Origin of the sequence: Pseudoclavibacter sp. JAI123 (assembly GCF_013409665.1) — a bacterium.
In the GTDB taxonomy this organism is placed as follows: Bacteria; Actinomycetota; Actinomycetes; order Actinomycetales; family Microbacteriaceae; genus Pseudoclavibacter.
Genome location: NZ_JACCCM010000003.1, coordinates 332,602 through 358,258, shown reverse-complemented (window position 1 = coordinate 358,258; position 25,657 = coordinate 332,602). Strand labels below are relative to the sequence as shown.

At 69.3% G+C, this 25,657-nt stretch carries 22 protein-coding genes; 5 read left to right on the top strand and 17 right to left on the bottom strand.

Going from position 1 to position 25,657, the window contains the following annotated elements; translation table 11 throughout:
- Positions 1 to 22: 22 nt before the first annotated feature.
- From HDC34_RS16810 to HDC34_RS16800, 3 genes are all read right to left on the bottom strand, one after another.
- Positions 23 to 1,681 carry a polysaccharide deacetylase family protein gene (locus HDC34_RS16810; RefSeq protein ID WP_179557876.1) on the bottom strand — a complete coding sequence of 553 codons (1,659 nt, stop codon included), beginning with the start codon at positions 1,679 to 1,681 and terminating at the stop codon, positions 23 to 25.
- Positions 1,678 to 2,340, bottom strand: a complete 663-nt coding sequence (locus HDC34_RS16805; protein WP_179557875.1) for a hypothetical protein — start codon at positions 2,338 to 2,340, stop codon at positions 1,678 to 1,680. The genes HDC34_RS16810 and HDC34_RS16805 overlap by 4 nt, the downstream gene beginning before the upstream one ends.
- Before the next feature lie 151 nt (positions 2,341 to 2,491).
- Positions 2,492 to 3,106, bottom strand: a complete 615-nt coding sequence (locus tag HDC34_RS16800; protein ID WP_179557874.1) for a TetR/AcrR family transcriptional regulator — start codon at positions 3,104 to 3,106, stop codon at positions 2,492 to 2,494.
- A 215-nt stretch (positions 3,107 to 3,321) separates the two neighbouring features.
- On the opposite strand from HDC34_RS16800, the gene HDC34_RS16795 reads away from it, so the two are divergent.
- On the top strand, positions 3,322 to 4,584 hold the full coding sequence (locus tag HDC34_RS16795) for an MFS transporter (RefSeq protein ID WP_179557873.1): 1,263 nt from the start codon (positions 3,322 to 3,324) through the stop codon (positions 4,582 to 4,584).
- Positions 4,581 to 6,218: an amidohydrolase gene (locus HDC34_RS16790; protein ID WP_179557872.1), complete on the top strand. Its 1,638-nt coding sequence runs from the start codon at positions 4,581 to 4,583 to the stop codon at positions 6,216 to 6,218. Before HDC34_RS16795 ends, HDC34_RS16790 begins: the two co-directional genes overlap by 4 nt.
- Before the next feature lie 109 nt (positions 6,219 to 6,327).
- Here the strand turns inward: HDC34_RS16790 and HDC34_RS16785 are convergent, their stop codons facing one another.
- The 5 genes from HDC34_RS16785 to HDC34_RS16770 all read right to left on the bottom strand — a co-directional run bounded on the left by HDC34_RS16785 (position 6,328) and on the right by HDC34_RS16770 (position 9,104).
- Positions 6,328 to 6,585: a type II toxin-antitoxin system RelE/ParE family toxin gene (locus HDC34_RS16785; protein ID WP_104252160.1), complete on the bottom strand. Its 258-nt coding sequence runs from the start codon at positions 6,583 to 6,585 to the stop codon at positions 6,328 to 6,330.
- Positions 6,582 to 6,845 (bottom strand): type II toxin-antitoxin system Phd/YefM family antitoxin, encoded by a 264-nt coding sequence (locus HDC34_RS16780; protein ID WP_104252159.1) that lies wholly within the window; start codon positions 6,843 to 6,845, stop codon positions 6,582 to 6,584. Before HDC34_RS16780 ends, HDC34_RS16785 begins: the two co-directional genes overlap by 4 nt.
- Positions 6,846 to 7,041: 196 nt before the next feature.
- The gene (locus HDC34_RS18085) at positions 7,042 to 7,506 is read right to left on the bottom strand and encodes a PDDEXK nuclease domain-containing protein (RefSeq protein WP_308807389.1); all 465 of its coding nucleotides are present in this window, start codon (positions 7,504 to 7,506) and stop codon (positions 7,042 to 7,044) included.
- A gap of 180 nt (positions 7,507 to 7,686) precedes the next feature.
- Positions 7,687 to 8,106, bottom strand: coding sequence for a DUF1016 N-terminal domain-containing protein (locus tag HDC34_RS18080; RefSeq protein ID WP_306455531.1), 420 nt, complete (start codon positions 8,104 to 8,106; stop codon positions 7,687 to 7,689).
- Between the two features lie 56 nt (positions 8,107 to 8,162).
- Positions 8,163 to 9,104 carry a LysR family transcriptional regulator gene (locus HDC34_RS16770; RefSeq protein ID WP_179557871.1) on the bottom strand — a complete coding sequence of 314 codons (942 nt, stop codon included), beginning with the start codon at positions 9,102 to 9,104 and terminating at the stop codon, positions 8,163 to 8,165.
- Between the two features lie 121 nt (positions 9,105 to 9,225).
- Between HDC34_RS16770 and HDC34_RS16765 the strand changes: the two genes are divergently transcribed.
- The gene (locus tag HDC34_RS16765) at positions 9,226 to 10,218 is read left to right on the top strand and encodes a DUF1852 domain-containing protein (RefSeq protein ID WP_104312886.1); all 993 of its coding nucleotides are present in this window, start codon (positions 9,226 to 9,228) and stop codon (positions 10,216 to 10,218) included.
- A 20-nt stretch (positions 10,219 to 10,238) separates the two neighbouring features.
- Positions 10,239 to 11,273: a methionine synthase gene (locus HDC34_RS16760; protein ID WP_179557870.1), complete on the top strand. Its 1,035-nt coding sequence runs from the start codon at positions 10,239 to 10,241 to the stop codon at positions 11,271 to 11,273.
- A 52-nt stretch (positions 11,274 to 11,325) separates the two neighbouring features.
- On the opposite strand, the gene HDC34_RS16755 is transcribed toward HDC34_RS16760, so the two are convergent.
- Both HDC34_RS16755 and HDC34_RS16750 read right to left on the bottom strand, forming a co-directional pair.
- The gene (locus tag HDC34_RS16755; protein ID WP_104252157.1) at positions 11,326 to 11,928 is read right to left on the bottom strand and encodes a thymidine kinase; all 603 of its coding nucleotides are present in this window, start codon (positions 11,926 to 11,928) and stop codon (positions 11,326 to 11,328) included.
- Between the two features lie 91 nt (positions 11,929 to 12,019).
- Positions 12,020 to 12,529, bottom strand: coding sequence for a GNAT family N-acetyltransferase (locus tag HDC34_RS16750; protein WP_104312887.1), 510 nt, complete (start codon positions 12,527 to 12,529; stop codon positions 12,020 to 12,022).
- An 88-nt stretch (positions 12,530 to 12,617) separates the two neighbouring features.
- Between HDC34_RS16750 and HDC34_RS16745 the strand changes: the two genes are divergently transcribed.
- The gene (locus HDC34_RS16745; protein WP_179557869.1) at positions 12,618 to 13,856 is read left to right on the top strand and encodes an APC family permease; all 1,239 of its coding nucleotides are present in this window, start codon (positions 12,618 to 12,620) and stop codon (positions 13,854 to 13,856) included.
- 349 nt (positions 13,857 to 14,205) lie between these two features.
- Here HDC34_RS16745 and HDC34_RS16740 read toward each other — a convergent pair whose 3' ends face one another.
- The 7 genes from HDC34_RS16740 to pta form a co-directional block, all read right to left on the bottom strand.
- Positions 14,206 to 15,696, bottom strand: a complete 1,491-nt coding sequence (locus HDC34_RS16740; RefSeq protein WP_179557868.1) for a malate:quinone oxidoreductase — start codon at positions 15,694 to 15,696, stop codon at positions 14,206 to 14,208.
- 191 nt (positions 15,697 to 15,887) lie between these two features.
- Positions 15,888 to 16,940 carry an aspartate-semialdehyde dehydrogenase gene (locus tag HDC34_RS16735; protein ID WP_104312890.1) on the bottom strand — a complete coding sequence of 351 codons (1,053 nt, stop codon included), beginning with the start codon at positions 16,938 to 16,940 and terminating at the stop codon, positions 15,888 to 15,890.
- A gap of 25 nt (positions 16,941 to 16,965) precedes the next feature.
- A complete protein-coding gene (locus tag HDC34_RS16730) occupies positions 16,966 to 18,237 on the bottom strand; it encodes an aspartate kinase (RefSeq protein WP_104312891.1) in 1,272 nt (423 codons plus the stop codon).
- Positions 18,238 to 18,420: 183 nt separating this feature from the next.
- Complete coding sequence (gene recR / locus HDC34_RS16725; protein ID WP_068476612.1) at positions 18,421 to 19,017, bottom strand: recombination mediator RecR; 597 nt, start codon at positions 19,015 to 19,017, stop codon at positions 18,421 to 18,423.
- 42 nt (positions 19,018 to 19,059) lie between these two features.
- Positions 19,060 to 22,008 carry a DNA polymerase III subunit gamma and tau gene (locus tag HDC34_RS16720; protein WP_179557867.1) on the bottom strand — a complete coding sequence of 983 codons (2,949 nt, stop codon included), beginning with the start codon at positions 22,006 to 22,008 and terminating at the stop codon, positions 19,060 to 19,062.
- A 231-nt stretch (positions 22,009 to 22,239) separates the two neighbouring features.
- Positions 22,240 to 23,427, bottom strand: a complete 1,188-nt coding sequence (locus HDC34_RS16715) for an acetate/propionate family kinase (RefSeq protein WP_179557866.1) — start codon at positions 23,425 to 23,427, stop codon at positions 22,240 to 22,242.
- A gap of 54 nt (positions 23,428 to 23,481) precedes the next feature.
- Positions 23,482 to 25,596: a phosphate acetyltransferase gene (gene pta, locus HDC34_RS16710; protein WP_179557865.1), complete on the bottom strand. Its 2,115-nt coding sequence runs from the start codon at positions 25,594 to 25,596 to the stop codon at positions 23,482 to 23,484.
- Between the last annotated feature and the right edge of the window lie 61 nt (positions 25,597 to 25,657).

The following is a 25,657-nucleotide window of genomic DNA, read 5'->3' as shown; positions in this document are numbered from 1 at the left end:
TGCGATCAAAGAGCGGCGCCGCTCAGCGCGCCGAGGTGTAGCTGTTCCCCGCGGCCGGGACGCCGCCGAAGATCTGGTCGATGGTGACGAGCACGAACCCTCGGTCGTGCAGGCCCGTGAGGATCTCGGGCACCGCATCCACCGTCGAGTCGTGGATGTCGTGCATGAGGATGATCGAGCCCGCCTCGGCCTCGTTCGCTCCGCGATCGACGATCGTCTCGTGCGGCGGCCCCTCCCAGTCGAGGGTGTCGATATCCCAGAGAATCGAGGGCATGCCGACCTTCGTGAGCACACGCGCGTCGACGTCGCCGTACGGGGGCCGGAAGACGCTCGGCCGCTCGCCGGTCGCGGCGAGGATGGCGTCGTTCGTCTTCTTGACCTCTTCCTCGATCTTCTTGTCGTCGAGGGTCGTGAACTGCGGATGCGACCACGAGTGGTTGCCGAGCTGGTGCCCGTCGTCGTCGATCTGCCGTGCGATCTCCGGATAGCGCTGCACGTTCGGGCCGACGAGGAAGAAGGTGGCGGTCGCGTCCTGCTCGCGGAGCTGCCCGAGCAGGGTCTCCGTGATCGGGGCTGGGCCGTCGTCGAAGGTGAGGGCGACGCACGCGAACAGCTCGCAGTTCACGTCGCGCTCGCCCGCCAGCGGCCGTTCGCCAGCGAGCAGCGGCTGCGGCGTCGCGGAGGCCGCGACGAGCTCGCGGCCGAGGTCGGTGAGCATGGGGGCCGCCGCGTCGGCTGCGATGTGGATGCTCGGGAAGCGGTGCGAGATCGGCTCGCCGACCACCAGCGTCGTCTCACCGTCCGGGGAGATCGGCGGGGCCGCGTTCGTGCCGCCGGACACATCCATCTCGGGGGTGAGCAGCCCGGCGGGGATGCCGATGCGCAGCCCGCCGTCTGGCGTCGGCGTGACGTCGGCGAAGCCCTGCGCGAGCACGGCGGCGTTGGCCTCGCTCGGCGGCGCGACCTGCGTGTCCCAGAGCGCTCCGAGCTCGCGGCGCGCGGCGAGCACGAGCTCGTTCCAGATCGAGAGCGCCGCGTCTGCCGTGATGACGTCGGCCCCGCCCGCTTGCTGCGCCGTGGCCGTGTCGGCGAAGAACACGAAGCTCTCGTCGCGGGTCACGGCCGGCGTCGCGCCGACGGTGCCCTCGACGACGCGCACGCGCTCGCCGAACTCGCTGCCACTCGCCACCACGATCTCGCAGGTGATGACCAGCGCCTCCCCCTCGGTGGCGCCTCCCTGCGCGAGCACTTCCGCCGCGGGGATACTGCTCGAACCTGCTTCGCAGCCCCGGCTGCCGAGCCCGGCACCGGCCGCGGCCGCCTCCGGCTCGTAGACCGTGCCGAGACGTGATGCGAACGCGCCGACGGTGTCGACCACGAGCGAGCGGACGCGCGTGTTCAGGTCTGTCTGACCCGGCACCTCCGTCCACCTCGCGTCCACCGCCGGCGCCGAGTCGCGGATGCGGTAGTGATCGAGCGGGGTCGCGCCAGCCTCTGCACCCGCGACGTCGCCGGTGGTCTCATCGAAGCTCGTGACGGTGGCGCGCACGGGCGGCTGCCAGGCGAGATCGGGTGCTGGCGTGCAGGCCGCGAGCGCGAAGGTGGCAACGCCGAGCATCGCGACGCCGAGAAGGCGGCGGACGGGGCGGCGCTTGGAGCACTGTCGGGTCGCATCCGTCATGCGACTGGCCCGCCGATGCTCTCGAGGATCTGGGCGATCGCCGGACGGTAGCGGTCGAGGTCGTCGGCGCTGGCGCTGAACTGCACCGACGCGTTCGGCGAGACGGCGCCCGGGCTCGACACGGCCGCGGCCCCGACCATCACACCGGGTGCGCCCTGCCCCTCGGCGGCGGGCTGCCCGTACTCGTAGCTGCCGTGGCGAACCGAGAGCCCGTCCTTCGGGGCCTCGTCGATCCAGAACAGGCTGCCGAGCCCGGAGGTCAGGGCCCCCTCCGGCACCTGGCCGTCGCGCACGAGCGACTCGGCGGCCTCCACGGCTGCGGCGTCGGAGGCATCCACCGTGGACAGCGGCTGCGCCGGCACCCGCAGGGTGATCTCGAGGCGCGCATCCGGGCTGCGAAGCGTGACGACGTCTGTTCCGAAGTAGTGGGGCACGATGACCCACCCGGTTGGCGCGACGACCGAGACTCCCGTCTCCTCGCCGCCCACGGCGACCGTCTCGTCGGCTTCCGCCGCTCGGCTCGTCATCTGCGTGAGCAGCGAGCCGCCGAAGAAGAACCCGAGCACGGCGAGCGCAGCGACCAGCACGACGCCGAGCGCGACGTACAGCCAGGGGCTGCTGCGCGTGCGCTCGGGGGCTGCGTGATGCGGGGTCGTCATCGGAGGCTCCGGACTGTCGGGGGCGCGGACGGATGCACCCAGGCTACTGACTCGAGCGCGCTTCCGATCGGCTCTCACGCGAAAGTTCGTGCCCCTCGCTGCGCCGGGGGCGGACCTGTGGTCGCCTCACCGGCGCGGGCGCGACCACAACTCACTCCTGGTCTCGCGAGGGGAGGCGGTCTCGGAGCGCGACGAGGAGGACATCGAGGGCCAGCTCGAATGAGCGCTCGACGCGTTCTGGCCCCGATTGGGAGCCGGCGAGGAGCTTCCCGAAGAGCTGGGTGGGCGCCTCCGGCTGCCAGACCTGTTCCGGCGAGGCCAGCTCGAGGCCGAAACCCAGCGCGAACGCGTCGATCATGCCGACGAGGGTGAGGATCTCGTCGTCGGGGAATCCGCCGGACTGCAGCGCCACGGCGAGGTCGTCGTAGGCGTCGATCACCGTCGGGCTCGTGATGGTCTTCCCGATGAGGAAGGGGAGGAGCGCCGGATGGTCGGCGTACATGCGCCGCTGTCGGCGCACGACATCCTCCACGAACGCGTCCCACGGTTGATCGGCGGGCAGCGTGCGATACCGCTCGACGAGGCGGCCACGCATGAGCTCGACGATGTCGTCGAGCCCGGAGACGTGCTTGTACAGCGATGACGGCCGCACGCCCAGCTTGCGGGCGATGGCGTTGACGCCGAACGGCTCGGCTCCCTCGACCAGCTCGAGGCCGGCGTCCGCGATGAGGGTCGGCGTGAGGCCCACGATCCTACGTCGGTCCATCCACTCGCTCCTTCGCGCGCCGCGACGTTGTGCATCCCGGTTCGGGCATTCGAGGAAAATGTTCGGGATGACTACCGCTCGAGCCCGTCTCCGTGCATACTAGCGAACACCATTCGCTGGCGAATGGTGTTCGCCAAACGTCCGTCTCCACGACGCGTCACGACTCTGCACGTAGCGACCCGGCCCCGGCCGAGCCCAGACCCCACTGGAGCCCCATGACAACTGCAGCCGAACTCAGCACCCGGGTGCCCCTGCGCTTCGCGCCGGCCTCCGCGACGTTCGCCATCGCGATCGCGGGGTACCTCGCCGTGAACCTGTCGCCCTACATGATCAGCGCGGCGCAGGATGCGGTTGGCCTCGACGTCCTCGCCGCGAGCTGGCTCGTCACGGGCACGCTCCTCCTGACCGCCCTCGCAGGCCTTGCCGCCGCGGGCCTCTGCGCCGGGGCTCGCCGCCACCAGGTCGCCCGCATCGGGCTCGGCATCGCGACGCTCGGCTTCCTCGCTGCGGCCCTCGTCCCGGCGCTCACCATTCCCGGCCTGCTGATCGGCGGCATCGGAGCGGGCGGCGCCGTGGCCTCGGCGGGGGCGGCGATGGCGTCGTTCCGGAACCCAGACCGCGTTGCGGGCTGGAACGGCTTCGCGAACCGAGGCGTCATCACGATCGTCCTCGCAGTCCTCCCCATCCTCGGACTCGCGCCCCTCAACGTCTTCGGGGCGCTCGCCCTCTTCTCAGCCATCGGACTGGTGATGACGAAGTGGCTCCCCCGCGCGCCCATCCTCGACCCCGGCGCCAGCCTCGGAACAGCAGGGGCCGCCACGGGTGAGGCCATGCCCATCGAGATCCCGCCGACCGGCACGATTCGCACGCAGAGCGCGGCGCCCTCGCGGCTCCTCACGATCAGCGGCTTCGGGCTCCTCATCGTCTTCGCGCTCTGGGCGGTCAGCGAGGACTCACTCTGGGCCATGATCGGCATAATCGGCGCTGAGACCAGCCGCCTGACGCCGGAGGGGCTGGGCATCGCCCTCTCCGGCGCTACCGCCGGCGGGCTCCTCGGTTCGCTCGCGCTCATGGCGGTCGGCAACCGCCTCGGCCGTGCCGTCCCGCTTGTTGTCCTGCTGGTGCTGGGCGGCATCCTCAAGATCGTGCAGGGCACGCTCACCAACGAGACGGCGCTCATCGTGGCGTTCGTCGCCTGGAACTCGATCTACGCCGTCGCGTTCATGTACTTCCTGTCGACGGCGGCGGCGCTGGATGCTCGCGGCCGCTGGTCGGGTCCGCTGCTGTCGGTGTACCTCGTCGGCTCAGCCCTCACGCCCCTCATCGGCGCCAGCCTGAGCGAGCTCCTCGGCGCGCAGGGCTTCACGCTGGCGCTCGGCATCACGAGCTTCGTCCTCGCCGTACCGACCGGCATCATCGCCGCCATCTCCACTCGCACCGAACGATCCATCCCGAACACCGCGGAGGCACTCGTATGACCACCACCCTCTACCTGAACGGCCGCGTCTTCCAGGGCACCGCATCCGCTGATCCCATGGATGACGTGGACGCGAGCGCGTTTGTCGTGCGTGACGGCGCGTTCGCGTTCGTCGGCGGCGAGGCGGATGCGCGTGCCTTCGCTGCGGAGCCAGACGTGACCGTCGACCTCGGCGGGCAGCTGGTGCTCCCCGGCATCACGGATGCGCACACGCACCTCGTCATGATGGGCGAGGCGCTTGGGCAGGTCGGGCTCACGGACGCGCGCGATCTCGCCGAGGTTCAGCGCCTGCTCGCGGAGGCTCGGGCCGCTGACCCGGATGCGAGGGTCCTTCGGGGTCGGGGTTGGCTTTTCGATTCGATCCCCGGCGGCGCCCCGACAGCGGCGATGATCGACGAGGTCGTGGCCGATGTGCCCGTGTACCTCGACGCCAACGACTACCACTCGTGCTGGGTGAACAGCGCGGCGCTGCGCGAGCTCGGCATCACTCGTGAGACGCCGGACCCGAGCGGCGGACGCATCGAGCGCGACGCCGACGGGGAGCCGAACGGCATGCTCTACGAGACCGCCGCGGTCGAGTACGCGTGGGTGCAGCGCGACCTCGCGATGACCGACACCGACCGCGACGCCGCCGTTGAACGCGTGCTCGCCGCCTACAGCCAGGCCGGGGTGACGGGAGTCGTCGACATGGCGCTCAACGAGGTCGCACTCGATGCGCTGCAGCGCGCCGCCGACCGCCGTGACGGCCAGCTTCCGCTGCGGGTCGCCGCGCACTGGCTCGTGTCCAATGCCGACGACGATGCGGCGAACCTCGAGCAGGTCGAGCGCGCCAGGGGGCTCGCGACCAAGTACGCGTCGCCGTGGCTGCGGGTTGTCGGCATCAAGCTCATCCTCGACGGCACGATCGACGCCTGCACGGCGGCGATGAGCCAGCCGTACTCGGACGGGTCGAACGCCGACGCCATCTGGCCGGCGGAACGTCTGCTCCCCGTGGTCGCGGCCGCTGATGCGGCTGGCCTGCAGATCGCGATGCACGCCATCGGAGACGCCGCGAGCACGATGGCGCTGGATGCGCTCGAGGCAGCGTTCGAGGCGAACGGCGACATCGTGCGTCGGCACCGCATCGAGCACCTCGAGTACGCCGCACCCGGCACGGCGGAGCGCATGGCGGCGCTCGGCATAACCGCATCCATGCAGCCCGTGCACGCCGACCCCGCGATCCTCGGCAACTGGATCGCGCAGCTCGACGACGACCGTGTGGAGCGCGGCTTCGCGTGGCACGAGTACGAGGACGCGGAGACGACGCTGGCGTTCTCGACGGATGCTCCCACCGCTCCCTACGGTCCGCTCGCGAACCTCTACGTTGCGGCGACCCGCGAGTCGGCGCTCGACCCGAGTTTCCCCGCCGCGCAGGTACTTGGGCGCACGGTGCCGATCGAGCGCGCGATCGTGCACGCGACGCGGGATGCGGCAGCCTCGGTTGGTGACGCGAGCTGGCGGGGCAAGATCCGCGAGGGCTTCGCTGCCGACTTCTTCGTCGTCGACACAGACGTGCTGAGCGAGCCCGCCGCGAGCCTGCTCACGGCGCGGACGGTGCTGACGGTTGTCGGCGGGCGGGTGACGTTCGAGGCGTGAGGTCGCGCCTAACCGAGGACAGGTGATCGCGCAGAAACGGGGTCAGGACCACACGGGAAGCAGCGCTGGCCGCCCCAAGTGTGCGCACAGGAGCGAGTACTCGCCCCGCCTACTTGTCGTAGACCTCACGCCGGTGGCCAGCGTGAACGATCACCACGGTCAAGACGTCGTCCTGAATGCGATACAGCACGCGGTAATCACCGGTCCGAACGCGCCACTCAGGGCGTCCGGTGAGCTTCTTCGCGGCAGGTGGTCGTGGATCCTCCGCGAGCAGCTCGACCGCGGCCTGGATGCGACGCTTCGCTTCCGGCGGGAGCTTCTTGATGGCTCTGGCCGCCGCCGGGAGGACCAGGATCTGGTAGCTCACAGAGCGAGGCCGAGGTCACGCTTGACGGCATCCCACGGAATCGGCTCCTCCCCCAGCGCCTCGGTCTCTTCCCACGCAGCGTCCACTGCTCGAATGTCCGCGAGTTCCTCTGCGTCCTCGAGGAGCTGCTGCAACTGGGCGGCGTCGATCACGGCCGCGACGGGCCGGTTCCGCCGAGTCAGGTACACGGGCTCGAGGCGCGCGTCGTCGATGATCGAGGCCAGGCGAGCACGGGCATCGGTGATAGCGATCTGACTCATGGGGACAGCGTACGTCGAATCGAAGAAAACGTACATAGTGCGCGATAATGCACTGAAAGTTCGAGACCTGGGAAGCGATCTGAGATTGCCCCTACCCGAGCAGTTCCACACCCGCCTCCGCGACAACCGCCCGCACCTCGTCGAGGTACCGCTGCGCCTGCTCGGTGAGGGGGATCGCGGAGTTGAGTGCCTGAATCTAGTCGTTCTCGGCTACGTCGATCGCAATCCTCGTCAGAGCCTCCTCAGCTGGCAGCGCCGCCTGGTCGGCGGGCGACAGCTCGTATCGACTGACAGCGACCGGTTGCTTCGAACCGGCCAGTGAGTACTTGACGACCGTTTCGTTCTTGTCCGCCACGAGCAGAATGCCGACAGTGGAGGCATGTAACTCGGGGATCCGCATCTGCTCGTCCACGAGCGCAACGTAGAAGCCGAGTTGTCCGGCGTCACGCGGGTCGAATTTCGTTGTCTTCAACTCGACGACCACGAATCGCACTTGCTGCCAGTTGAAGAACAGCAGGTCCACGTAGAAGTCGTCGCCGTCCACTTCGAAGTGCACTTGCCTGCCGACGAAGGAGAACCCCGAGCCGAGTTCACGGAGCGTCTCTACGACACGAAGCGTGAGCCGCTCCTCAAGTTCGCGCTCGCTCGCGTCCGAGTCGATCGCAAGGAAGTCGAGGGCATACGGGTCTTTGGTGAGCTGCTGGGCAAGCTCAGAGTCGGCGCGTTTCAGCGCTGACCCGAAGTTGGATGGCGCGGCTCCAGCCCGCTCGTGCAGACGGGCCGCGATTTGGTGTTGCAGAACCGCCCGACTCCACCCATGGTGGGCATCCTGGGCGGCGTATCAGTCGCGAAGGCGTTGGTCGTCGAGCTTGTCCAGGAGCTGGATGGTGTGGCTCCAAGGCAATTGGCCAGCAGGCTGTTGGCGAATTCGATCCTCGCTCGACCAGGCTTCCGCGAGCCGACGCGCATACTTCAGGTTCGACTTCGAGAAGCCCTTCATCGTGGGGAACTCGGCGCGAAGATCCGCCGCGAACCGGGCCAGCACACCGCTGCCCCACGACTCGGTGCGCTGCCGTTCGATGATGGTGTGCCCAATGAACCACCACAATGCGATGACTTCGGTGTTCGCCTTTCGCTGCACGACGAAGCGTGCTTCGTGCGCGCGCCGGACTACAAGGGCCAGCGTCTGTGCGTACCCGGACGGGAGTATCTCAGTCACTCCCCCAGCGTCCTCCACACCACCGACAAAACCACGCCTCATCGGCGCGATCCGCCAACAGCCTGTTGGCGAATTCCGGAGCACCCCTGACACTCCCCCTACCCGAGCAACTCCACCCCGGCCTCCGCGACAACCGCCCGCACCTCGTCGAGGTACCGCTGCGCCTGCTCGGTGAGGGGGATCGCGGAGTGGCCGATCCAGCCGATCTCGATGCGTTCGTCCACCTCCAGGGGCACGGCGACGATGCCAGGGTCGAGGTCGTCGCTGATGATGCCGGTCGAGATGGTGTAGCCGTCGAGGCCGATCATGAGGTTGAAGATCGTCGCCCGGTCGGAGACGCGGATCTCCCGTCTGCTCGACAGGGTCGAGAGGATCTCCTCCGCGAAGTAGAACGAGTTGTTCGCGCCCTGGTCGAACGTGAGCCTGGGCAGGTCCGCCAAGTCGTCGAGCGTCGCGCGCTTCCGGGACGCGAGCGGGTTCCGCCGCGACACGAAGATGTGCGGCTGCGCGAGGAACAGCGGATGGAACACCAGGCCGGAGTCGCGCAGCAGCTTGTCGATGACGTTGCCGTTGAAGTCGTTTCGGTAGAGGAGACCGAGCTCGCTGCGGAGCGTCCGCACGTCCTCGATGATCTCCCACGTGCGGGTCTCGCGAAGCGAGAACTCGTACTCCGCCGCCCCGGTCGCCTTCACCATCCGCACAAACGCATCCACCGCGAACGAGTAATGCTGCGCCGACACCCCGAGCAGGCGCCGCGACGGCGGACGGCCCAGATACCGCTGCTCGAGGAGCGCCATCTGCTCGACCACCTGCTTCGCATACCGGAGGAACTCGGTGCCGTCGGTGGTGAGCGAGACGCCGCGCGCCGACCGGACGAGGAGGGCGCGGCCCACGCGCGACTCGAGGTCCTTCATCGCCGCCGACATCGTCGGCTGGGCGACGAAGAGGACGTCGGCGGCGGCGCTGATCGAGCGCTCCGCGGCGACCTCCACGAAGTAGTGGAGCTGCTGCAAGGTCACGCCGTTCGATCGCCGACTCATAGCCCAAAACTATAGTGACGAATAGTTGCGACGGATTACCCGATAGCCGGCGCCCGCCTGCACAATAAATGCATCCACGCCCACAGGCCTGCCGGCCTCACGACTCCCGGATTGGCCTCACATGGCGAACGACATCACGTTCAACATCACCACCACGCGCTTCGACGAGCACTACGCGCCGTCGGACAGCTCCCGCATCACCACGAACTTCGCCAACCTGGCACGCGGCGAGCACCGTCAGCAGAACCTCCGCAACGCGCTCACGATGATCGACCGGCGCTTCAACGACCTCGCCCGCTGGGACAACCCCACCGGCGACCGCTACACGCTCGAGCTCGACATCATCTCCGCCTCGCTGCAGTTCGACGACGACGGCGACGACCGGGAGTTCCCACTCCTCGAGGTCCTCGACATCGGCATCGTCGACCAGCAGACCGGCAAGCGCCACCAGGGCATCGTGGGCAACAACTTCTCCTCCTACCTGCGCGACTACGACTTCAGCGTTCTGCTGCCAGCCGCGAACGCGGGCGGCACCGGGTTCACCCTGCCGGACGGCTTCGGCGAGCTGCACGGCAAGCTCTTCCAGCATTTCCTCGACTCCCCCGCCTACCAGGAGCGGTTCCACAAGGCCCCCGTCATCTGCATCAGCGTCTCCACGAGCAAGACCTACACGCGCACCGACAACCACCACCCGGTCCTCGGCGTCGAGTACCGACAGGACGACTACTCGCTGACCGACCAGTACTTCGGCAAGATGGGCCTGCAGGTCCGCTACTTCATGCCGCCAGGCAGCGTCGCGCCCCTCGCCTTCTACTTCCGCGGCGACCTGCTGAGCGACTACTCGCTCCTCGAGCTCACCGGCACGATCAGCACCATGGAAGCGTTCCAGAAGATCTACCGCCCCGAGATCTACAACGCCAACTCAGCCGCCGCGAACGTCTACAGCCCCACGCTCGACCAGCACGACTTCTCCCGCACCGAGATCGGCTACGACCGCGAAGAGCGCAGCCAGCTCGCGAAGACACAGGGCGCGTACACGGCCGAGCACTTCGTGAAGCCGCACGGCGACGTGCTGGATGCGTGGGCCGCCAACTACTCCGTCTCCGCCCGATGACCGACGAAGGATCGACGATCATGAACACCCTCCTCCCCGTTGCCAGCGTTGGCAGCCTGCCCAAGCCGTCGTGGCTCGCGAAGCCCGAGGTCCTCTGGTCTCCCTGGGAGCTCGAGGGCGCAACGCTCGTCGAAGGCAAGCAGGATGCGCTGCGCATCGCCGTGCAGGAACAGCGCCGACGCGGCGTCGACATCATCAGCGACGGCGAGCAGACCCGTCAGCACTTCGTGACGACGTTCATCGAGCACCTCGAGGGCGTCGACTTCGAGAACCGCGAGACGGTCCGCATCCGCGACCGCTACGACGCGAGCGTCCCCACGGTCGTCGGCGCCGTCAGCCGCAAGCAGCCCGTCTTCCTCGACGACGCGAAGTTCCTGCGCGCACAGACCGACCAGCCCATCAAGTGGGCGCTCCCAGGGCCGATGACGATGATCGACACCCTCTCCGACCGGCACTACAAGAGCCGCGAGAAGCTGGCGTGGGAGTTCGCGACCATCCTCAACCAGGAAGCCAAGGAGCTCGAAGCGGCCGGCGTCGACATCATCCAGTTCGACGAGCCCGCCTTCAACGTCTTCTTCGACGACGTGGCGGACTGGGGAGTCGCAGCCCTCGAGCGCGCGGCAGAGGGCCTGCGCGCCGAGACGGTCGTGCACATCTGCTACGGCTACGGCATCAAGGCCAACAACGACTGGAAGGCGACCCTCGGGGCCGAGTGGCGCCAGTACGAGCGGACGTTCCCGCTCATCCAGAAGTCCTCCATCGACATCGTGTCGCTCGAGAGCCACCACTCCCATGTGCCGACGGACCTCGTCGAGCTCATCCGCGGCAAGAAGGTCATGCTCGGCGCCATCGACGTGGCAAGCGAGCAGATCGAGACGCCGGAGGAGGTCGCCGACACGCTCCGCAAGGCCCTCCAGTTCGTGGATGCAGACAAGCTCATCGCGAGCACGAACTGCGGCATGGCTCCCCTGCCGCGCGACGTCGCCTACGGCAAGCTGAGCGCGCTGTCTGCGGGAGCTGCCATCCTCCGCGCGGAGTTGGGCGAGCAGGCCTAACCGCTAGCCCGGGATGAACGCGACGGGGTCGGATGCGGCGGTCAGATGCGACCTAGACGCGCCCGGCCCCAAGGCGTCCGTGCGACGCTTCGAGGTAGCAGTTGCCGCACATCGACTCGTAGCTGACCTCGCCCTGGTCGATCGCGACCTGGCCACCGTCGAACACGAATTCGCCCGCGACGCGGCGGCCGTTGAAGATCGCTTTCCGCCCGCAGCGGCAGATCGTCTTGAGCTCCTCCAGCGAGTGCGCGATCTCGAGCAGCCGCTGGCTGCCGGGGAATGCGATCGTCTGGAAGTCGGTGCGGATGCCGTACGCGAGCACGGGGATGCCGTCGAGCACCGCGATGCGCAGCAGCTCGTCGACCTGCCAGGTCGTCAGGAACTGCGCCTCGTCGACGAGCAGGCATGAGATGGGCTGCCCGTCGGCGACCAGCGCCGCGAGCTGCTCTCGGGGACTGTCCTCGGCACCCACCAGGATCTCGACGCGCCTCGTCATGCCGAGGCGAGAGGCGATCTCGCCCTCAGCCTTCGTGTCCACCGCGGGCTTCGCGAGCACAACCCGGTGCCCGCGCTCCTCGTAGTTGAACGCCGCCTGCAGCAGGGCCGTCGACTTGCCCGAGTTCATCGCCCCGTAGCGGAAGTACAGCTTGGCCATGGTCCTCCTCGTTTCAGGGCTGAGCCCGGTCGATCGTACCCGCACGCAACGGCATGCGCCCACCCCGCGGCGCCGACGCCGACGTGCGACGTCAGAGCCGCTTGACCATCTCCAGCTCCCGCTTCCGCCGGTTCAGCGGGTACGGAATCGTGGAACCCGTCGCGACGAACCCGCGCCGCTCGTACGCAGCCCGAGCCCGGTCGTTGTCCTCGTGCACGTGCAGCATGAGACCGGATGCGCGCGACGACGCCCACGCCTCGACCTCGCCGAGCAGCGCATCCGTCACCCCCGCCGCCGGGCCCCGGTAGCCCTCCGCCACGTAGACGCTCACGAGCATGGGCCACGGCTCGTCCCTGAAGGAGACGCAGCCCATCGTGCCGACCCAGCTGCCGTCTTCGAGCTCGGCGACGAGCGAGATGCCGTCGGCGGCCGCGCCCCGCGCGCCACGCCTGCGCCACTCCCGCTCATCATGGCCGAACGCCTCCGCGAGGGTTTCCGTGTACGCGATCGGGGTGTCCTTGAGCATCTCGATCCTGATCGCCCGCACCGCCCGCCAGTCGTCTGGCGTCGTCGCACGAATCGTGAACTGAGCTTCGGTCATCGCACGAGCGTACTCGCCGCGCGGCGTTCACCTGCCGCCTCTATCGTCACCTCGACAGCACGGTGGCACGGACGAGGTGGGGCAGCGGATGACGACAGGTGCGGGGCCGAGGAAGATCGGCACTCTCGGCGCGACGGCCATCGGCGTCTCCGCGATGCTCGGCGCCGGAGTCTTCTCCGCCTTCGCCCCGGCGGCCCAGGCGGCGGGCGGCTGGCTCCTCCTGAGCCTCGCGATCGCGCTCGCCGTGGCCGCGAGCAACGCCGCCTCGACCGCGCAGCTCGCGCGCCAGCATCCGGGAGCAGGCGGCGTGTACCTCTACGGTCGCGAGCAGCTCGGCGAGTGGCCGGGGTTCCTCGCCGGCTGGGGGTTCGTGATCGGCAAGACGGCGTCGGTCGCCGCCATGGCCATCACCGCCGCCGCCTACCTCGTGCCCGAGCCCTTCGCCCGGCCGGTCGCGCTCGCCGTGCTGCTCGCCGTCACGGCGGCCGGGATGCTCGGCATCACGCGCACCGCAACCGTCGCGACGGTCATCGGCAGCGTGGTGATCGCTGGGCTGATCTGCGTCATGATCGTCGCGCAGGTCTCTCCGCCGATGTTCGGGTCAGCGAGCGGCGACGATGCCCTGTTCTCGGCGCACGGGGTGCTGCAGGGGGCCGGCATCCTGTTCTTCGCCTTCGCCGGTTACGCCCGCGTCGCGACGCTCTCCGAGGAGGTGCGCCATCCAAGGCGCACCGTCCCGCGGGCGATGCTCCTGTCGTTCGTGATCGTGAGCGCCCTGCTGGCCGCACTCGGCTGGGTCCTCCTCACCACGCTCGGTCCAGGCAGACTCGCGCTCACCCCGGCCCCGATCGCGGCGCTCGTCGAAACCCAGCCCGTCGCAGTCGCCGCGGTCCGCGTCCTCGCCGCCGTCTCGTCGATCGGCGCGCTCTCGGCCGTCCTCGCAGGCAGCTCCCGCACCGCCATGGCGATGGGGCGTCGTGGTGACCTCCCCGGTGCGCTGGCGCAGCAGCATCCGTCGGCCGCGGTGCCGAGAGCCGCGGTGCTGGCCGTCGCGGTCGGCGCCGCCCTGCTCATCTGCGTCGGCGACATCCGCGAGGTCATCGGCTTCTCGAGCGCCGGCGTGCTCGTCTACTACCTGGTCGCCAACCTCAGCGCCCTCACGCAGGCGCGGGAGCACCGGAGCGCGCCCCGCGCCGTGTCGCTCTTCGGCGCCTTCGGCTGCGTCGCCCTTGTCGTCACCCTGCCACCGCTCGCCCTGGTGTCTGCCCTGGCGGTCTTCCTCGTCGGCGTCCTCGCGCGCCTCGCGCTTCGGGCGAGACGCGGCTGACCAAGCGCTCGCAGCCACGTGGCGCGTGGCCGCGGTTGCGCCCGCGTGGCGCGTGGCCGCGGCAACGCGTCCGCGCCACAGCGGCTCGCGGCACGAACGGGCTCGACGCGGACAGTCACGGTGACGAGGCGACGAACATCGCCCGCTGAAGCAGCATTTTCGACCTGACGTCACCTTGACTGGCACATGAAGTGTCGACAACGACGCAGACCCACATCACCATGACCCCCTGGCGCGGTGAGAGCTCGAAGGCCCCAGCGCTCCGCACGCCAGCGAGGCCGCCCCGCTTGTGCGGGACGGCCTCGGTGGCGTGCGGTGACGGGCCGGGGTGTTGCCCCGGCCGAGGCCCCTAGTGCGCGTTCAGCTCGAGCGCCTTGGCGCTGGCTGACTGCGTCGAGTCTGCGAGCTCCGCCGACGCGTTGACGTCGCTGCCGAGGCTCGGAACGAGTGCCTCCAGCTTCGGCGCCCACTCCGCCTTCTTGTCGGGGTAGCAGCGGCCGAGCAGGTCGATCATGACCGGGACGGCGACGGATGCGCCGGGCGAGGCGCCGAGGAGGCCCGCGATCGAACCGTCCTTCTTCGCGACGACCTCGGTGCCCATCTGCAGGATTCCACCGCGCTTCGGGTCCTTCTTCATGACCTGCACGCGCTGACCGGCCGTGATGAGGCGCCAGTCGGCGGAGTTCGCCTCGGGGAAGAACTCCTTGAGCTGCTCGAACTTCTTGTCCTTGCTCGCGAGCACCTGACCGACGAGGTAGGTGACGAGGTCGAAGTTGTCCTTCGCGACGGCGAGCATCGGGATGAGGTTGTGCGGGCGCAGCGACTTGATGAGGTCGAGGTAGCTGCCCGTCTTGAGGTACTTGGGGCTGAAGCCCGCGTACGGCCCGAACATGAGGGCGGGCTTGCCGTCGACGACGCGGGTGTCGAGGTGCGGCACCGACATGGGCGGGGCACCGACCGATGCCTTGCCGTAGACCTTCGCGAGGTGCTTCTCAACCACCGCGGGGTTGTCGGTGCGCAGGAACTGTCCGGAGATCGGGAAGCCACCGTAGCCCTTGATCTCCTCGATGCCCGACTTCTGGAGGAGCGGGAGCGCCCCGCCGCCAGCTCCGACGAACACGAAGCGCGCGCGGGTGACGTTCTTGCGGCCCTTCTGCTCGCCAGCGAGCTGCTGCGTCGCGATCTGCCAGATGCCGTCGCGCTGCTGGCGGAGCGCGATGACCTCCGTGTTGAGGCGCAGCACGGCGCCGCGGTCGACGAGGCCCTGCACGAGCTTGTGGGTGAGCGAGCCGAAGTCGACGTCGGTGCCCGCGGCAACGCGCGTCGCCGCGATCTTCTCGCCTGCCGGTCGGCCTTCGACGAGCGTCGGAGCCCAGGCCTTGATGACCTCCGGGTCGTCCGAGAACTCCATCGTCGTGAAGAGGGGCTCGGTCTTGAGCAGCTCGAAGCGGCGGCGCAGGAAGTCGACGTTCTCGGCCCCACGCACGAACGTCATGTGCGGCACGGAGTTGATGAAGCCAGACGGCTCGGGCAGCTCGCCGGCCTCGACCAGCGTGGCCCAGAACTGGCGCGACACCTGGAACTGCTCGTTGATCTGGATCGCCTTGGACGCGTCGATGACGCCGTCCTTCTCAGGCGTGTAGTTGAGCTCGCAGAGGGCGGCGTGGCCCGTGCCTGCGTTGTTCCACGGGCTCGAGCTCTCCTGAGCGAGCCCGTCGAGTCGCTCGATGATCTTGATGCTCCACTCGGGCTCGAGCTTCGAGAGCAGCGAGCCGAGGGTGGCACTCATGATGCCCCCGCCGATCAGAACGACGTCGTAGATCTTCTGTGAATCAGTCACCGAATCAGTCTACGACGGGGGCGGATGCGCATCCGCTTCACGTGGGTGGTGCGGCCTGCACATTCGCCCGTTTTTGCTGTTTTCGAATGCCCTACGCCCGAAACAGGGGACGGTCCACCCCGACCACGACCGCGAACGCAAAAACGGACGCCCGCGAGGGGCGTCCGTTCTTGTGCGTGCGAGCTCGGCGGTTACGCCTTCGCGGCGACGAGCTCCGCGATCTGCACCGCGTTGAGCGCGGCGCCCTTGCGGAGGTTGTCGTTCGAGATGAACAGCGCGAGGCCCCGGTTGCCGTCGACCGACTGGTCCTGGCGGATGCGGCCGACGAGGCTCGGGTCGGCCCCGGCTGCCTGCTGAGGCGTGGGCACGTCGACGAGGGCGACGCCGGGTGCCTGTGCGAGGAGCTCACGGGCGCGGTCGGGCGTGAGCGCCTCGGCGAACTCGGCGTTGATCGACAGGGAGTGGCCGGTGAAGACGGGCACGCGCACGCACGTCCCGCTCACGCGCAGCTCGGGGAGGCCGAGGATCTTGCGGCTCTCGTTGCGCAGCTTCTGCTCTTCGTCGGTCTCTTCCGTGCCGTCGTCGACAACCGAGCCGGCGAGCGGGATGACGTTGAATGCGATGGGCGCGACGTACTTGTCGGGGGCCGGGAACTCGACGGCCGAGCCGTTGTGCACGAGCCCGAGGAGCGCATCCTCGCCCTGACCGACGGCCGCGACGGCCTGGCCGGAGAGCTCGCGGGCGCCTGCGAGCCCGGAGCCGGACGTGGCCTGGTAGGTCGACACGATCAGGCGCTCGAGGCCGGCGGCCTCGTGCAGCACCTTCAGGACCGGCATGGCGGCCATGGTCGTGCAGTTGGGGTTCGCGATGATGCCCTTGGGGGGCGCGACGATCTCTTCCGGGTTGACCTCGGAGACCACAAGCGGCACCTCGGGGTCGCGGCGCCAGGCGCTCGAGTTGTCGATGACGAGCGCGCCGGCGGCGGCGAAGCGCTCGGCCTGCGCCCGCGACGTGGTGGCTCCAGCGGAGAAGAGGGCGATGTCGATGCCGCTGACATCGGCGACGGCGACGTCTTCGACCGTGATGTCCTCACCGCGGAACGGGAGGGTCGTGCCAGCCGAGCGGGCCGACGCGAAGAAGCGGATGCTCTCGACTGGGAAGTCGCGCTCCTCGAGGAGGGTGCGCATGACGGCGCCGACCTGGCCCGTCGCGCCGACGACGGCGACGTTCAACTTGGTGCTCATGAGTGCTCTTTTCTGCTCAGCCGCGTCAGCGGCCGGTGCCTGCGTAGACGACTGCCTCGGCGTCGCCGTCGAGGTCGAACGCGGTGTGGATGACGCGGGTGGCCTCGGTGACGAGGTCGGCCTGCGTGATGATCGAGATGCGGATCTCGGAGGTGGAGATCATGTCGATGTTGATGCCGGCATCTTTCAGCGCCGTGAAGAGCTTCGCGGTGACGCCGATGTTCGTGCGCATGCCGGAGCCGACGAGCGAGATCTTCCCGATGTCCTCCGTGAGGCGCAGCGACGCGTAGCCGATCTGCTCGCCCTCCGAGGCGATGGCGTCGAGCACGCGCTGCGCGTCCGCCTTCGGCAGCGTGAACGAGATGTCGGTGACCTTCGTGTCCTGCTCGGACACGTTCTGCACGATCATGTCGATGTTCGCGCCCTGCTCGGCGACGATCGTGAAGATCGCAGCCGCCTTGCCTGGCACGTCAGGGACGCCCGCGATGGTGATCTTGGCCTGGCTCAGGTCGTGGGCGACACCCGCGATCATTGCTGCTTCCACTTCGTACTCCTCTGCCCGATCTGGGTTGTAGACGATGGTGCCCTCGTGGTCCGAGAACGACGAGCGGACGTGGAGCGTGACTCCCTGTCGGCGTGCGTACTCGACGGCGCGGATGTGCAGGACCTTCGCGCCGGAGGCGGCGAGCTCGAGCATCTCCTCGCTGGAGATGTAGTTCAGCTTGTGGGCTTTCGGCACGATGCGCGGGTCGGCGGAGAAGACGCCGTCGACGTCGGTGTAGATCTCGCAGACATCCGCACCGAGGGCGGCCGCGAGTGCGACGGCGGTCGTGTCGGAGCCGCCGCGGCCGAGCGTGGTGATGTCTTTCGAGTCGCGGTTGAAGCCCTGGAAGCCGGCGACGATCGCGATGGCGCCTTCGTCGAGCGCCTCGCGCACACGCACGGGGGTGACGTCGACGATGCGCGCGTCGCCGTGCGTGGAGTCGGTGATCATGCCGGCCTGGCTGCCCGTGTAGCTCCTGGCGTCCATGCCGAGGTCCTTGATGGCCATCGCGAGGAGGGCCATCGAGACGCGCTCGCCGGTCGTGACGAGCATGTCGAACTCGCGTGCATCCGGAATCGTCGCGATCTGGTGTGCCAGGTCGATGAGGTCGTCGGTGGTGTCACCCATCGCGGAGACCGCCACGACGACGTCGTTGCCCGCGTTGCGGGTCTCGACTACTCGGCGGGCCACTCGCTTGATGCTCTCAGCATCCGCGACCGATGATCCGCCGTACTTCTGGACGATCAGACTCACGTGTCTTGTCTCCTCCGGTTCAGGATGCGCGTCGAGCTGTGCCCGCGCGCCACAAGCTCCCATCCTATCCGGCGGGGGCATGCCGTTCCTAGCGCGGGCCGCGTTCGTTTCCGTTGATTGCAGGCCCGTGGCCGAGTGGCGACATCCCGGTGGTCGGTGAGGGCGGCGGGTGTCGTGAGCCGGTCAGTCGATGGCGCGGCGTCCGGAGAAGGCGCGGCCGAGGGTGATCTCGTCCGCATACTCGAGGTCGCCCCCGACGGGGAGGCCGGAGGCGAGCCTCGACACGGGGACGCCGATGCTCGTGAGGAGCCTGCTCAGGTAGGAGGCTGTGGCGTCGCCTTCGAGGTTCGGGTCGGTCGCGACGATGACCTCCTTCACCTCACCGGACTCGAGCCGGGCGAGGAGGGTGCGGATGTTCAGGTCGTCGGGCCCGATGCCCTCCATGGGGTTGATGGCGCCGCCGAGGACGTGGAAGAGCCCGCTGAACTCGCGGGTGCGCTCGATGGCGGCCACGTCCTTCGGCTCCTCGACGACGCAGATGACGGTGCGGTCGCGGCGCGGGTCGCGGCACACGTTGCACTCCGGGCCCTCGCTGACGTTGCCGCAGACGGTGCAGAACTGCACCCGCTCGCGGACGGTCGCGAGGATCTGCGCGAGCCGCGACACATCGAACGACTGCGTCTGCACGATGTGGAACGCGATGCGCTGGGCGGACTTGGGGCCGACGCCTGGCAGCCGACCGAGTTCGTCGATGAGGTCCTGGATGATGCCTTCATACATGGGTCAGAGTCCCCGGCCTTCGGATGATGCTGCAGACACGGCTCAGTAACCGCCGTCTTCAGGTGGTGGTGGTGCGGAGAAGTCGTCTTCGGGTGGCAGCTCGACCGCTTCGGGCTCGGGCACGATGATGTCTTCGCCGATGAAGCGGGCACCGAGTCGCTCGCGCACGATCGCCTCACCGTAGCGCTCGACGCCGGGAATGACGGGCGCGCTCGCGACGCGCTGGGTGCGCTTCGGGGCGGGCGGCGCCGCGGCGGGGGCCTGCGCTTCGTCGGCCGCTGTGGTGTGCGTCTCGGCTGGTGCTCCTGCGGGGGCCGAGGCCACGGCGGCTGCAGCTGGCGCGGACGCTGTGGGGGTCCGCGTCGCGGAGGCCACGCCCTGCGCGGTCCCCGACCCCGGGATCGCGGCGGTCGCCCATCCGGAGCCCGGCCCGTCGTCGGGGAGGGCTTCCTGGCCGGGGATCTTCGCGACGGTCCAGTTCAGGCCGCTCGAGGAGCCGGGGGCCGAGGGAGCCGCAGTGGCCTGCCCAGCCTGCGAGGCGGGTGTCTTCGCGTTCGTCGCCGGGGTCACTGCATGGCGCTCACGCTGCGCGGTCTGCCCGGTCTGCCCGGTCTGCCCGGTCTGCGGCCGAGGCGCCGTCGCGTCCCCGGACGCTCCCTGCGCGCGGGCCGCGTCGGGCTGTTGGCCTCGCGCCGGGTCGGGCTCCGCGTGGGCTGGCGCGGGCTCGTCGGTGCGGTTGGGCGCCTGAGCGCCGCCCGCCCCACTGGTCGCTGCCCCGCCAGGACGCTGCGGCTGGAACTTCACGGTGATGCCGAACATCTCGTTGATCGCGGTGCGGAGCACGGCGCTCGGGGAGTCGGTTGCGCCTCGCTCGCCGCGGAACTGGTCGAGCACGGCGCGGGACGGCACCTCGAAGACGAGCAGATCGCCGACGAGATCCCGCGGGTGCACGGACTGCGCGACGCTCCACGCGTGGGTGCCGCCGAGGTCGCGCATGCGCTCGAGCAGGGTGGGCCAGGCGTCGCGCAGCTGCGCGAAGACGGGTGGCTCGGCGGATGCGCGTGCCGCCGTGGCGTGCGGGACCGGAGCAGAGACGGACACTCGGCCGGGACCTGCCTCTGGCGCAGGCTCGGGTTCCGTCGCTGACGCGGCTTCTGACGCAGGTGCCGTTTCGGGCGCCGATGCGACCTCCGGAGCAGACACAGGTTCCGGTGCTGACGCGACTTCAGGATCCGGGGCGGATCCCGCTGCTGACGAGAGGTCTCGCGCTGACTCGAGTTCGGCAGCTTCGACTTCCGGCGCCGATGCGGTTCCGGATGGCGCCTCGACGTCCGACGCAGGCGCGCCGTCCGAGGCAGAGTCCGAGACAGAGTCCGCGACGGGCGGGGCGAGGGGTTCGTCCTCGGCCGGAGCGTCGGCGTCGGTCGGCGCTTCGCTGCTGCCCGGAGCGAGGACAACCGGTTCCGGCGCAGACACGGCCGGGGCAGACACGGCCGAGGCAGACACGGTCGGGGCCGGTGCAGGCGTTGCCGGTGCAACTCCGGAGCCGGGAGTCGCCGCGGCCCACGATGCGGCGGCCAGGCGCGCGGCGGAGGCGGTGTCCGGCTCCGCGGCAGAAGGGACCGAAGGAGCCGCCGGAGCGGCGGGAGGCGCTTGGCGCTCACTCGGTACCGAGTCGGCAGCCTGCCCGACACGCGGCGCGCGCGGGGTCTCGGGCTGTCGCTCCGAGGAGGGCTGCGGAGCCGACGCGGGCGCGGGCTCCTGGACGGGCGCGGCAACCTCGGACGCGGGCGCGGAAGCGGAAGCGGACGCCGCAGCCGCGAGTCGCATCGGCGACGTGCCTGGCGCATCCGCCACCGCGAGCAGCGTGCCGCTGTCGATGAAGTCAGCACGCGACGCGACGAGGATGCGCGCGACGAGCAGCTCGAGGTGGAGCTTCGGCGACGTGACGCCGCTCATCTCGGTGAGCGTCTCGTTGACGAGGTCGGCGATGCCGGTGAGTGCGGCGGGCGAGAACCGGCCGGCCTGCACGCGCAGGGCCTCGACCTCGTCCGCCCCGAGGCCGCGCAGGACCGCTCCGGCTCCTGGCCCTGTGGCCTTGGCGACGATGAGGTCGCGCAGACGCTCGAGCAGGTCCTCGACGTAGCGGCGCGGGTCTTGGCCAGACTGGATGACGCGGTCGACGGCCGTGTAGGCCGCTGCCGGGTCAGCATCGGCGAAGGCGTCGATCGACTCGTCGAGCAGCTCCTGGCCCGTGAACCCAAGCAGCGCGGCGGCGCGCTGGTAGCCGAGGAGGCCCGTCTCGGAACCGGCGATGATCTGGTCGAGCAGCGAGAGCGTGTCTCGCGCCGAGCCACCGCCCGCGCGCACGACAAGCGGGAGCACGCCGGGCTCAGCCGTGACGCCCTCGCTCGTGCAGAGCTCTTCCACGTACTCGAGCATGAGGGCCGGCGGGATGAGCCGGAACGGGTAGTGATGCGTGCGCGAGCGGATCGTGCCGATGACCTTCTCGGGCTCAGTCGTCGCGAACACGAAGCGCACGTGCTCCGGCGGCTCCTCGACGACCTTGAGCAGGGCGTTGAAGCCGGCCGAGGTCACCATGTGGGCCTCGTCGATGATGAAGATCTTGTAGCGATCGCGGCTCGGCGCGAGGATGGCGCGCTCGCGCAGCTCTCGCGCATCCTCGACGCCACCGTGACTCGCGGCGTCGATCTCGAAGACGTCGAGCGAGCCTCCGCCATCGCGCGCCAGTTCGACGCAGCTCTGGCAGACGCCGCACGGGGTGTCGGTCGGCCCCTCGGCGCAGTTCAGGCAGCGGGCGAGGATGCGTGCCGAGCTCGTCTTGCCGCACCCGCGTGGGCCGGAGAAGAGGTAGGCGTGGTTGACGCGACCGGTTCGGAGCGCGGTCATGAGGGGCTCGGTGACCTGCGACTGCCCGATCATCTCGGCGAAGTTCTCAGGCCGATAGCGGCGGTACAGGGCTGTGGCCATGCGCTCCATCGTAGACGGCACCACCGACATCCCGCGTTGCCCCGTCACCACCTGTTGGCGTCGCCGAGATCGCACTGCCCGCAGACCCCATCACTGCCAGCGAAGTGGCCCTTTGCGCGACCCCAACCGACATCGCCGCCAGCCAAGTGGCCCTTCAGGGGACCCAGAAAGGCCACTTCGCTGGCAGCGATCGCTCCGTTGGGACGAGCATGGGCGACGCGCCAGCCGGGCTCAGGCGATGGCGGCCAGACTCTGGCGCGCGATCTCGAGCTCCTCGTTGGTGGGGACGACCAGTACCTCGATGCGCGAGTCGTCGGCCGAGATGCGGTGCGCGTCCCGTGACGCCGACTCGTTGCGCTCGGGTGACAGCTTCACACCCAGCCATTCGAGGCCCTCGAGCACCTCGGCGCGCAGCTTGGCGTCGTTCTCGCCGATGCCCGCCGTGAAGACAATCGCGTCGGCGCCGCCGAGCAGCAGCATGTAGGCGCCCAGGTAGTGGCGGATGCGGTGCGCGTAGACCGCGAGGCCGAGCTGCGCGCGCTCGTCGCCCGCGTTGGCCTTCTGCCGCACGTCGCGCATGTCACCGGAGCCCGTGAGGCCGAGGAGCCCCGACTTGCGGTTGAGGAGGTCGTCGAGCTGGTCGATCGTGTAGCCGCCTCGACGCGACAGGTGCACGAGGACGGCGGGGTCGAGGTCGCCCGTGCGGGTGCCCATGACGAGCCCCTCGAGCGGCGTCATGCCCATGCTCGTCTCGATCGAGCGGCCGCCGTCGACCGCGCACATGCTCGCGCCGTTGCCGATGTGCAGCACGATCGTCTTGAGCTCGGCGAGGTCGCGCCCCAGGAAGCGGGCGGTCTCCTCGGAGACGAACTTGTGGCTCGTGCCGTGCGCGCCGTACTTGCGCACCCGGTGCTCCTTCGCGACCTCCGCATCCAGTGCGTACAGCGACGAGGCTTCGCTCATGGTCGTGTGGAACGCGGTGTCGAAGACCGCGACGTGGGGCGTCTGGGCGAACACGTCGCGCGCGCCCACGATGCCCTCGAGGTTCGCGGGGTTGTGCAGCGGGGCGAGCGGGATGAGGTCCTCGATGTCCTGCAGCACCTTGCCGTCGATGACCGCCGCGTCGAAGAAGCGTCGCCCGCCGTGCACGACTCGGTGCCCCACGACCACCGGCGGGAACTCGGTGAGGCTCGGCCCGTGCTCCTGGAACCCCCCGAGCATCGCCTCGAAGCCACGAGTGTGGTCAGGGATGTCCGCCTCACGGGTGAAGGTCGCTCCCCCGGTCTTATGGGTGACGCTCGCGACGCCCTCGCCGATGCGCTCCACGAGGCCGGACGCGAGCGTCTCCTCGCGGTCCATGTCGATCAGCTGGTACTTGAAGGACGACGAGCCGGAGTTGACGACCAGGACGATGCTCATGGGCACCCTTTCTCGAGACCCGCGGGAAGCGGGCAGAACGTGCGGCGGAGGCCCCTACGAGCCCTGCGCCTGGATCGCGGTGATGGCGACCGTGTTGATGATGTCGGAGACGAGCGCACCGCGGGAGAGGTCGTTGATGGGCTTGTTGAGGCCCTGCAGGATTGGGCCGATCGCCACGGCGCCCGCAGAGCGCTGCACCGCCTTGTACGTGTTGTTGCCCGTGTTGAGGTCGGGGAAGATGAAGACCGTCGCGCGGCCGGCCACCTGGCTGCCCGGCATCTTCTTGCTCGCGACCGCGGCATCCGTCGCCGCGTCGTATTGGATCGGACCCTCGACGAGCAGCTCTGGCATGCGCTCGCGCACGATGCCGGTCGCCGTGCGCACCTTGTCGACGTCGGCTCCGGAGCCAGACTCGCCCGTCGAGTAGGAGAGCATGGCGACGCGAGGCGCGATGTCGAACTGGCTCGCCGTCTCGGCCGAGGAGATCGCGATGTCGGCGAGCTGCTCCGCCGTCGGGTCCGGGTTCACGGCGCAGTCGCCGTACACGAGGACGCGGTCGGCGAGGGCCATGAGGAACACGCTCGAGACGACGGAGACGCCAGCCTTGGTCTTGACGATCTCGAAGCCGGGGCGGATGGTGTGCGCGGTCGTGTGGGCCGCGCCCGAGACCATCCCGTCTGCGAGGCCGAGGTGCACCATGAGGGTGCCGAAGTAGCTGACGTCGCGCACGCGCTCGGTCGCGGCCTCGATGGTGACGCCCTTGTGCGAGCGCAGTCTCGCGTACTCCTCGGCGAAGCGCGCGACGTAGTCGGGGTTGCTCGTGCTGAGCACGTGGGCGGCGGAGATGTCGACGCCGAGCGCGGACGCACGGCCACGCACCTCCGACTCCTCACCCAGGATGGTGATCTCGGCGACCTCGCGGGCCAGCAGAGAGCCGGCGGCGACGAGGATGCGGTCGTCGCTGCCCTCAGGGAGCACGATGTGCTTGCGGTCCGAGCGTGCGCGGTCGAGGAGCGTGTTCTCGAACATGAGCGGCGTGACGACCAGCGACTGCTTCACGTTGAGGAGCGCCACGACCTCGATGGCCGGGATGTGCTGCTCGAACTTCGCGAGGGCGAGGTCGATCTTGCGGCGCGAGATTCCCGCCGCCGCGAGTCGGCCGCGCGTCTGCATGATGCGCTGCGCCGTGTCGTAGGTTCCGAAGTTGGTGCGGATGATCGGCACCTCGACATTGAGGCCGTTGATGAGCCGCTCGATGGCCGGCGGGAACTCGAACGGGCCGTTCACGACGATGCCCGTGAGGGACGGGAAGGTCTCGGCGCGCTGCGCGAGGAGCACGGCGAGCAGCACCTCGGTACGGTCGGCCGCGATGACGACCACCGCGCCCTCCTTGAGGCGTTCGAGGACGTTCTGCATCGACATGCCCGCGAGGACGATGCCGAGCACCTCGCGGCCGAGCAGCTCGCGGTCGCCGTAGACGAGCTCGCCGCCCACCGCGTCCAGCAGCTGCGAGAGCGAGGGGGCCATGAGCAACGGCGTCTCGGGGATCGCCCACACGGGAACCTTGTGGCCGAGCTCGCGCAGAGCCCGCTCGGCGACAGCTCGACGCACCTCTTCCGTGGCGTTCTCGTCGGCGCGGTTGATGGTGATCGCGAGCAGCGTGGCGTGCGCGGCGTCAAGTTCGGGCAGGGTCACCTCGAGCGCCTGCGCGAGCTGCTCCGGGGTGCGCGGCTGGCCCTTGTCGGCGTCGAGGCCGGTCAGGACGAGCAGGACCGGCGCGCCGAGGTTCGCGGCAACCCGTGCGTTGAAGCCCAGCTCGGCCGGGTTGCCGACGTCGGTGAAGTCGCTGCCCACGATGACGACGGTGTCGCAGCGGCGCTCGAGCGCACGGTACCGGGTGACGATGCGGGAGAGCGCCTCATCGGGGTCGGCGTGCACGTCGTCGTAGGTGACGCCGAAACCGGACTCGTACTCCGGACCGCGGTTCTGAGGGTCGAGCTGCGAGAGGAGCAGCTCGAGGATGTCGTCGCGCACCTCGGCGCTCTGCACGATGGGCCTGAACACACCCACGCGCCCGATCGAGCGGCTCAGGGCGTTCACCACCCCGAGCGCGACGGCTGACTTGCCAGAGTGACCCTCTGATGACGTGATGTAGATGCTTGTCCCCACGCCTCGCAATGCTAGTCGGGTGATGAGTCAGCGGGCTGTCGCGATCCTGCCAATTGCGGAT

Bases quoted from the DNA above. Each gene is read 5' to 3' on its own strand.
- HDC34_RS16780 (WP_104252159.1), bottom strand. From the start codon at position 6,845: ATGAGTCAGATCGCTATCACCGATGCCCGTGCTCGCCTGGCCTCGATC.
- HDC34_RS16715 (WP_179557866.1), bottom strand. From the start codon at position 23,427: ATGAGCATCGTCCTGGTCGTCAACTCCGGCTCGTCGTCCTTCAAGTAC.
- HDC34_RS16735 (WP_104312890.1), bottom strand. From the start codon at position 16,940: ATGAGCACCAAGTTGAACGTCGCCGTCGTCGGCGCGACGGGCCAGGTC.
- HDC34_RS16750 (WP_104312887.1), bottom strand. From the start codon at position 12,529: ATGACCGAAGCTCAGTTCACGATTCGTGCGACGACGCCAGACGACTGG.
- HDC34_RS16790 (WP_179557872.1), top strand. From the start codon at position 4,581: ATGACCACCACCCTCTACCTGAACGGCCGCGTCTTCCAGGGCACCGCA.
- HDC34_RS16765 (WP_104312886.1), top strand. From the start codon at position 9,226: ATGGCGAACGACATCACGTTCAACATCACCACCACGCGCTTCGACGAG.
- HDC34_RS16760 (WP_179557870.1), top strand. From the start codon at position 10,239: ATGAACACCCTCCTCCCCGTTGCCAGCGTTGGCAGCCTGCCCAAGCCG.
- HDC34_RS16795 (WP_179557873.1), top strand. From the start codon at position 3,322: ATGACAACTGCAGCCGAACTCAGCACCCGGGTGCCCCTGCGCTTCGCG.
- HDC34_RS16800 (WP_179557874.1), bottom strand. From the start codon at position 3,106: ATGGACCGACGTAGGATCGTGGGCCTCACGCCGACCCTCATCGCGGAC.
- HDC34_RS16755 (WP_104252157.1), bottom strand. From the start codon at position 11,928: ATGGCCAAGCTGTACTTCCGCTACGGGGCGATGAACTCGGGCAAGTCG.
- HDC34_RS16745 (WP_179557869.1), top strand. From the start codon at position 12,618: ATGACGACAGGTGCGGGGCCGAGGAAGATCGGCACTCTCGGCGCGACG.
- HDC34_RS16720 (WP_179557867.1), bottom strand. From the start codon at position 22,008: ATGGCCACAGCCCTGTACCGCCGCTATCGGCCTGAGAACTTCGCCGAG.
- HDC34_RS16805 (WP_179557875.1), bottom strand. From the start codon at position 2,340: ATGACGACCCCGCATCACGCAGCCCCCGAGCGCACGCGCAGCAGCCCC.
- HDC34_RS16810 (WP_179557876.1), bottom strand. From the start codon at position 1,681: ATGACGGATGCGACCCGACAGTGCTCCAAGCGCCGCCCCGTCCGCCGC.
- HDC34_RS16770 (WP_179557871.1), bottom strand. From the start codon at position 9,104: ATGAGTCGGCGATCGAACGGCGTGACCTTGCAGCAGCTCCACTACTTC.
- HDC34_RS18080 (WP_306455531.1), bottom strand. From the start codon at position 8,106: ATGAGGCGTGGTTTTGTCGGTGGTGTGGAGGACGCTGGGGGAGTGACT.
- recR (WP_068476612.1), bottom strand. From the start codon at position 19,017: ATGTATGAAGGCATCATCCAGGACCTCATCGACGAACTCGGTCGGCTG.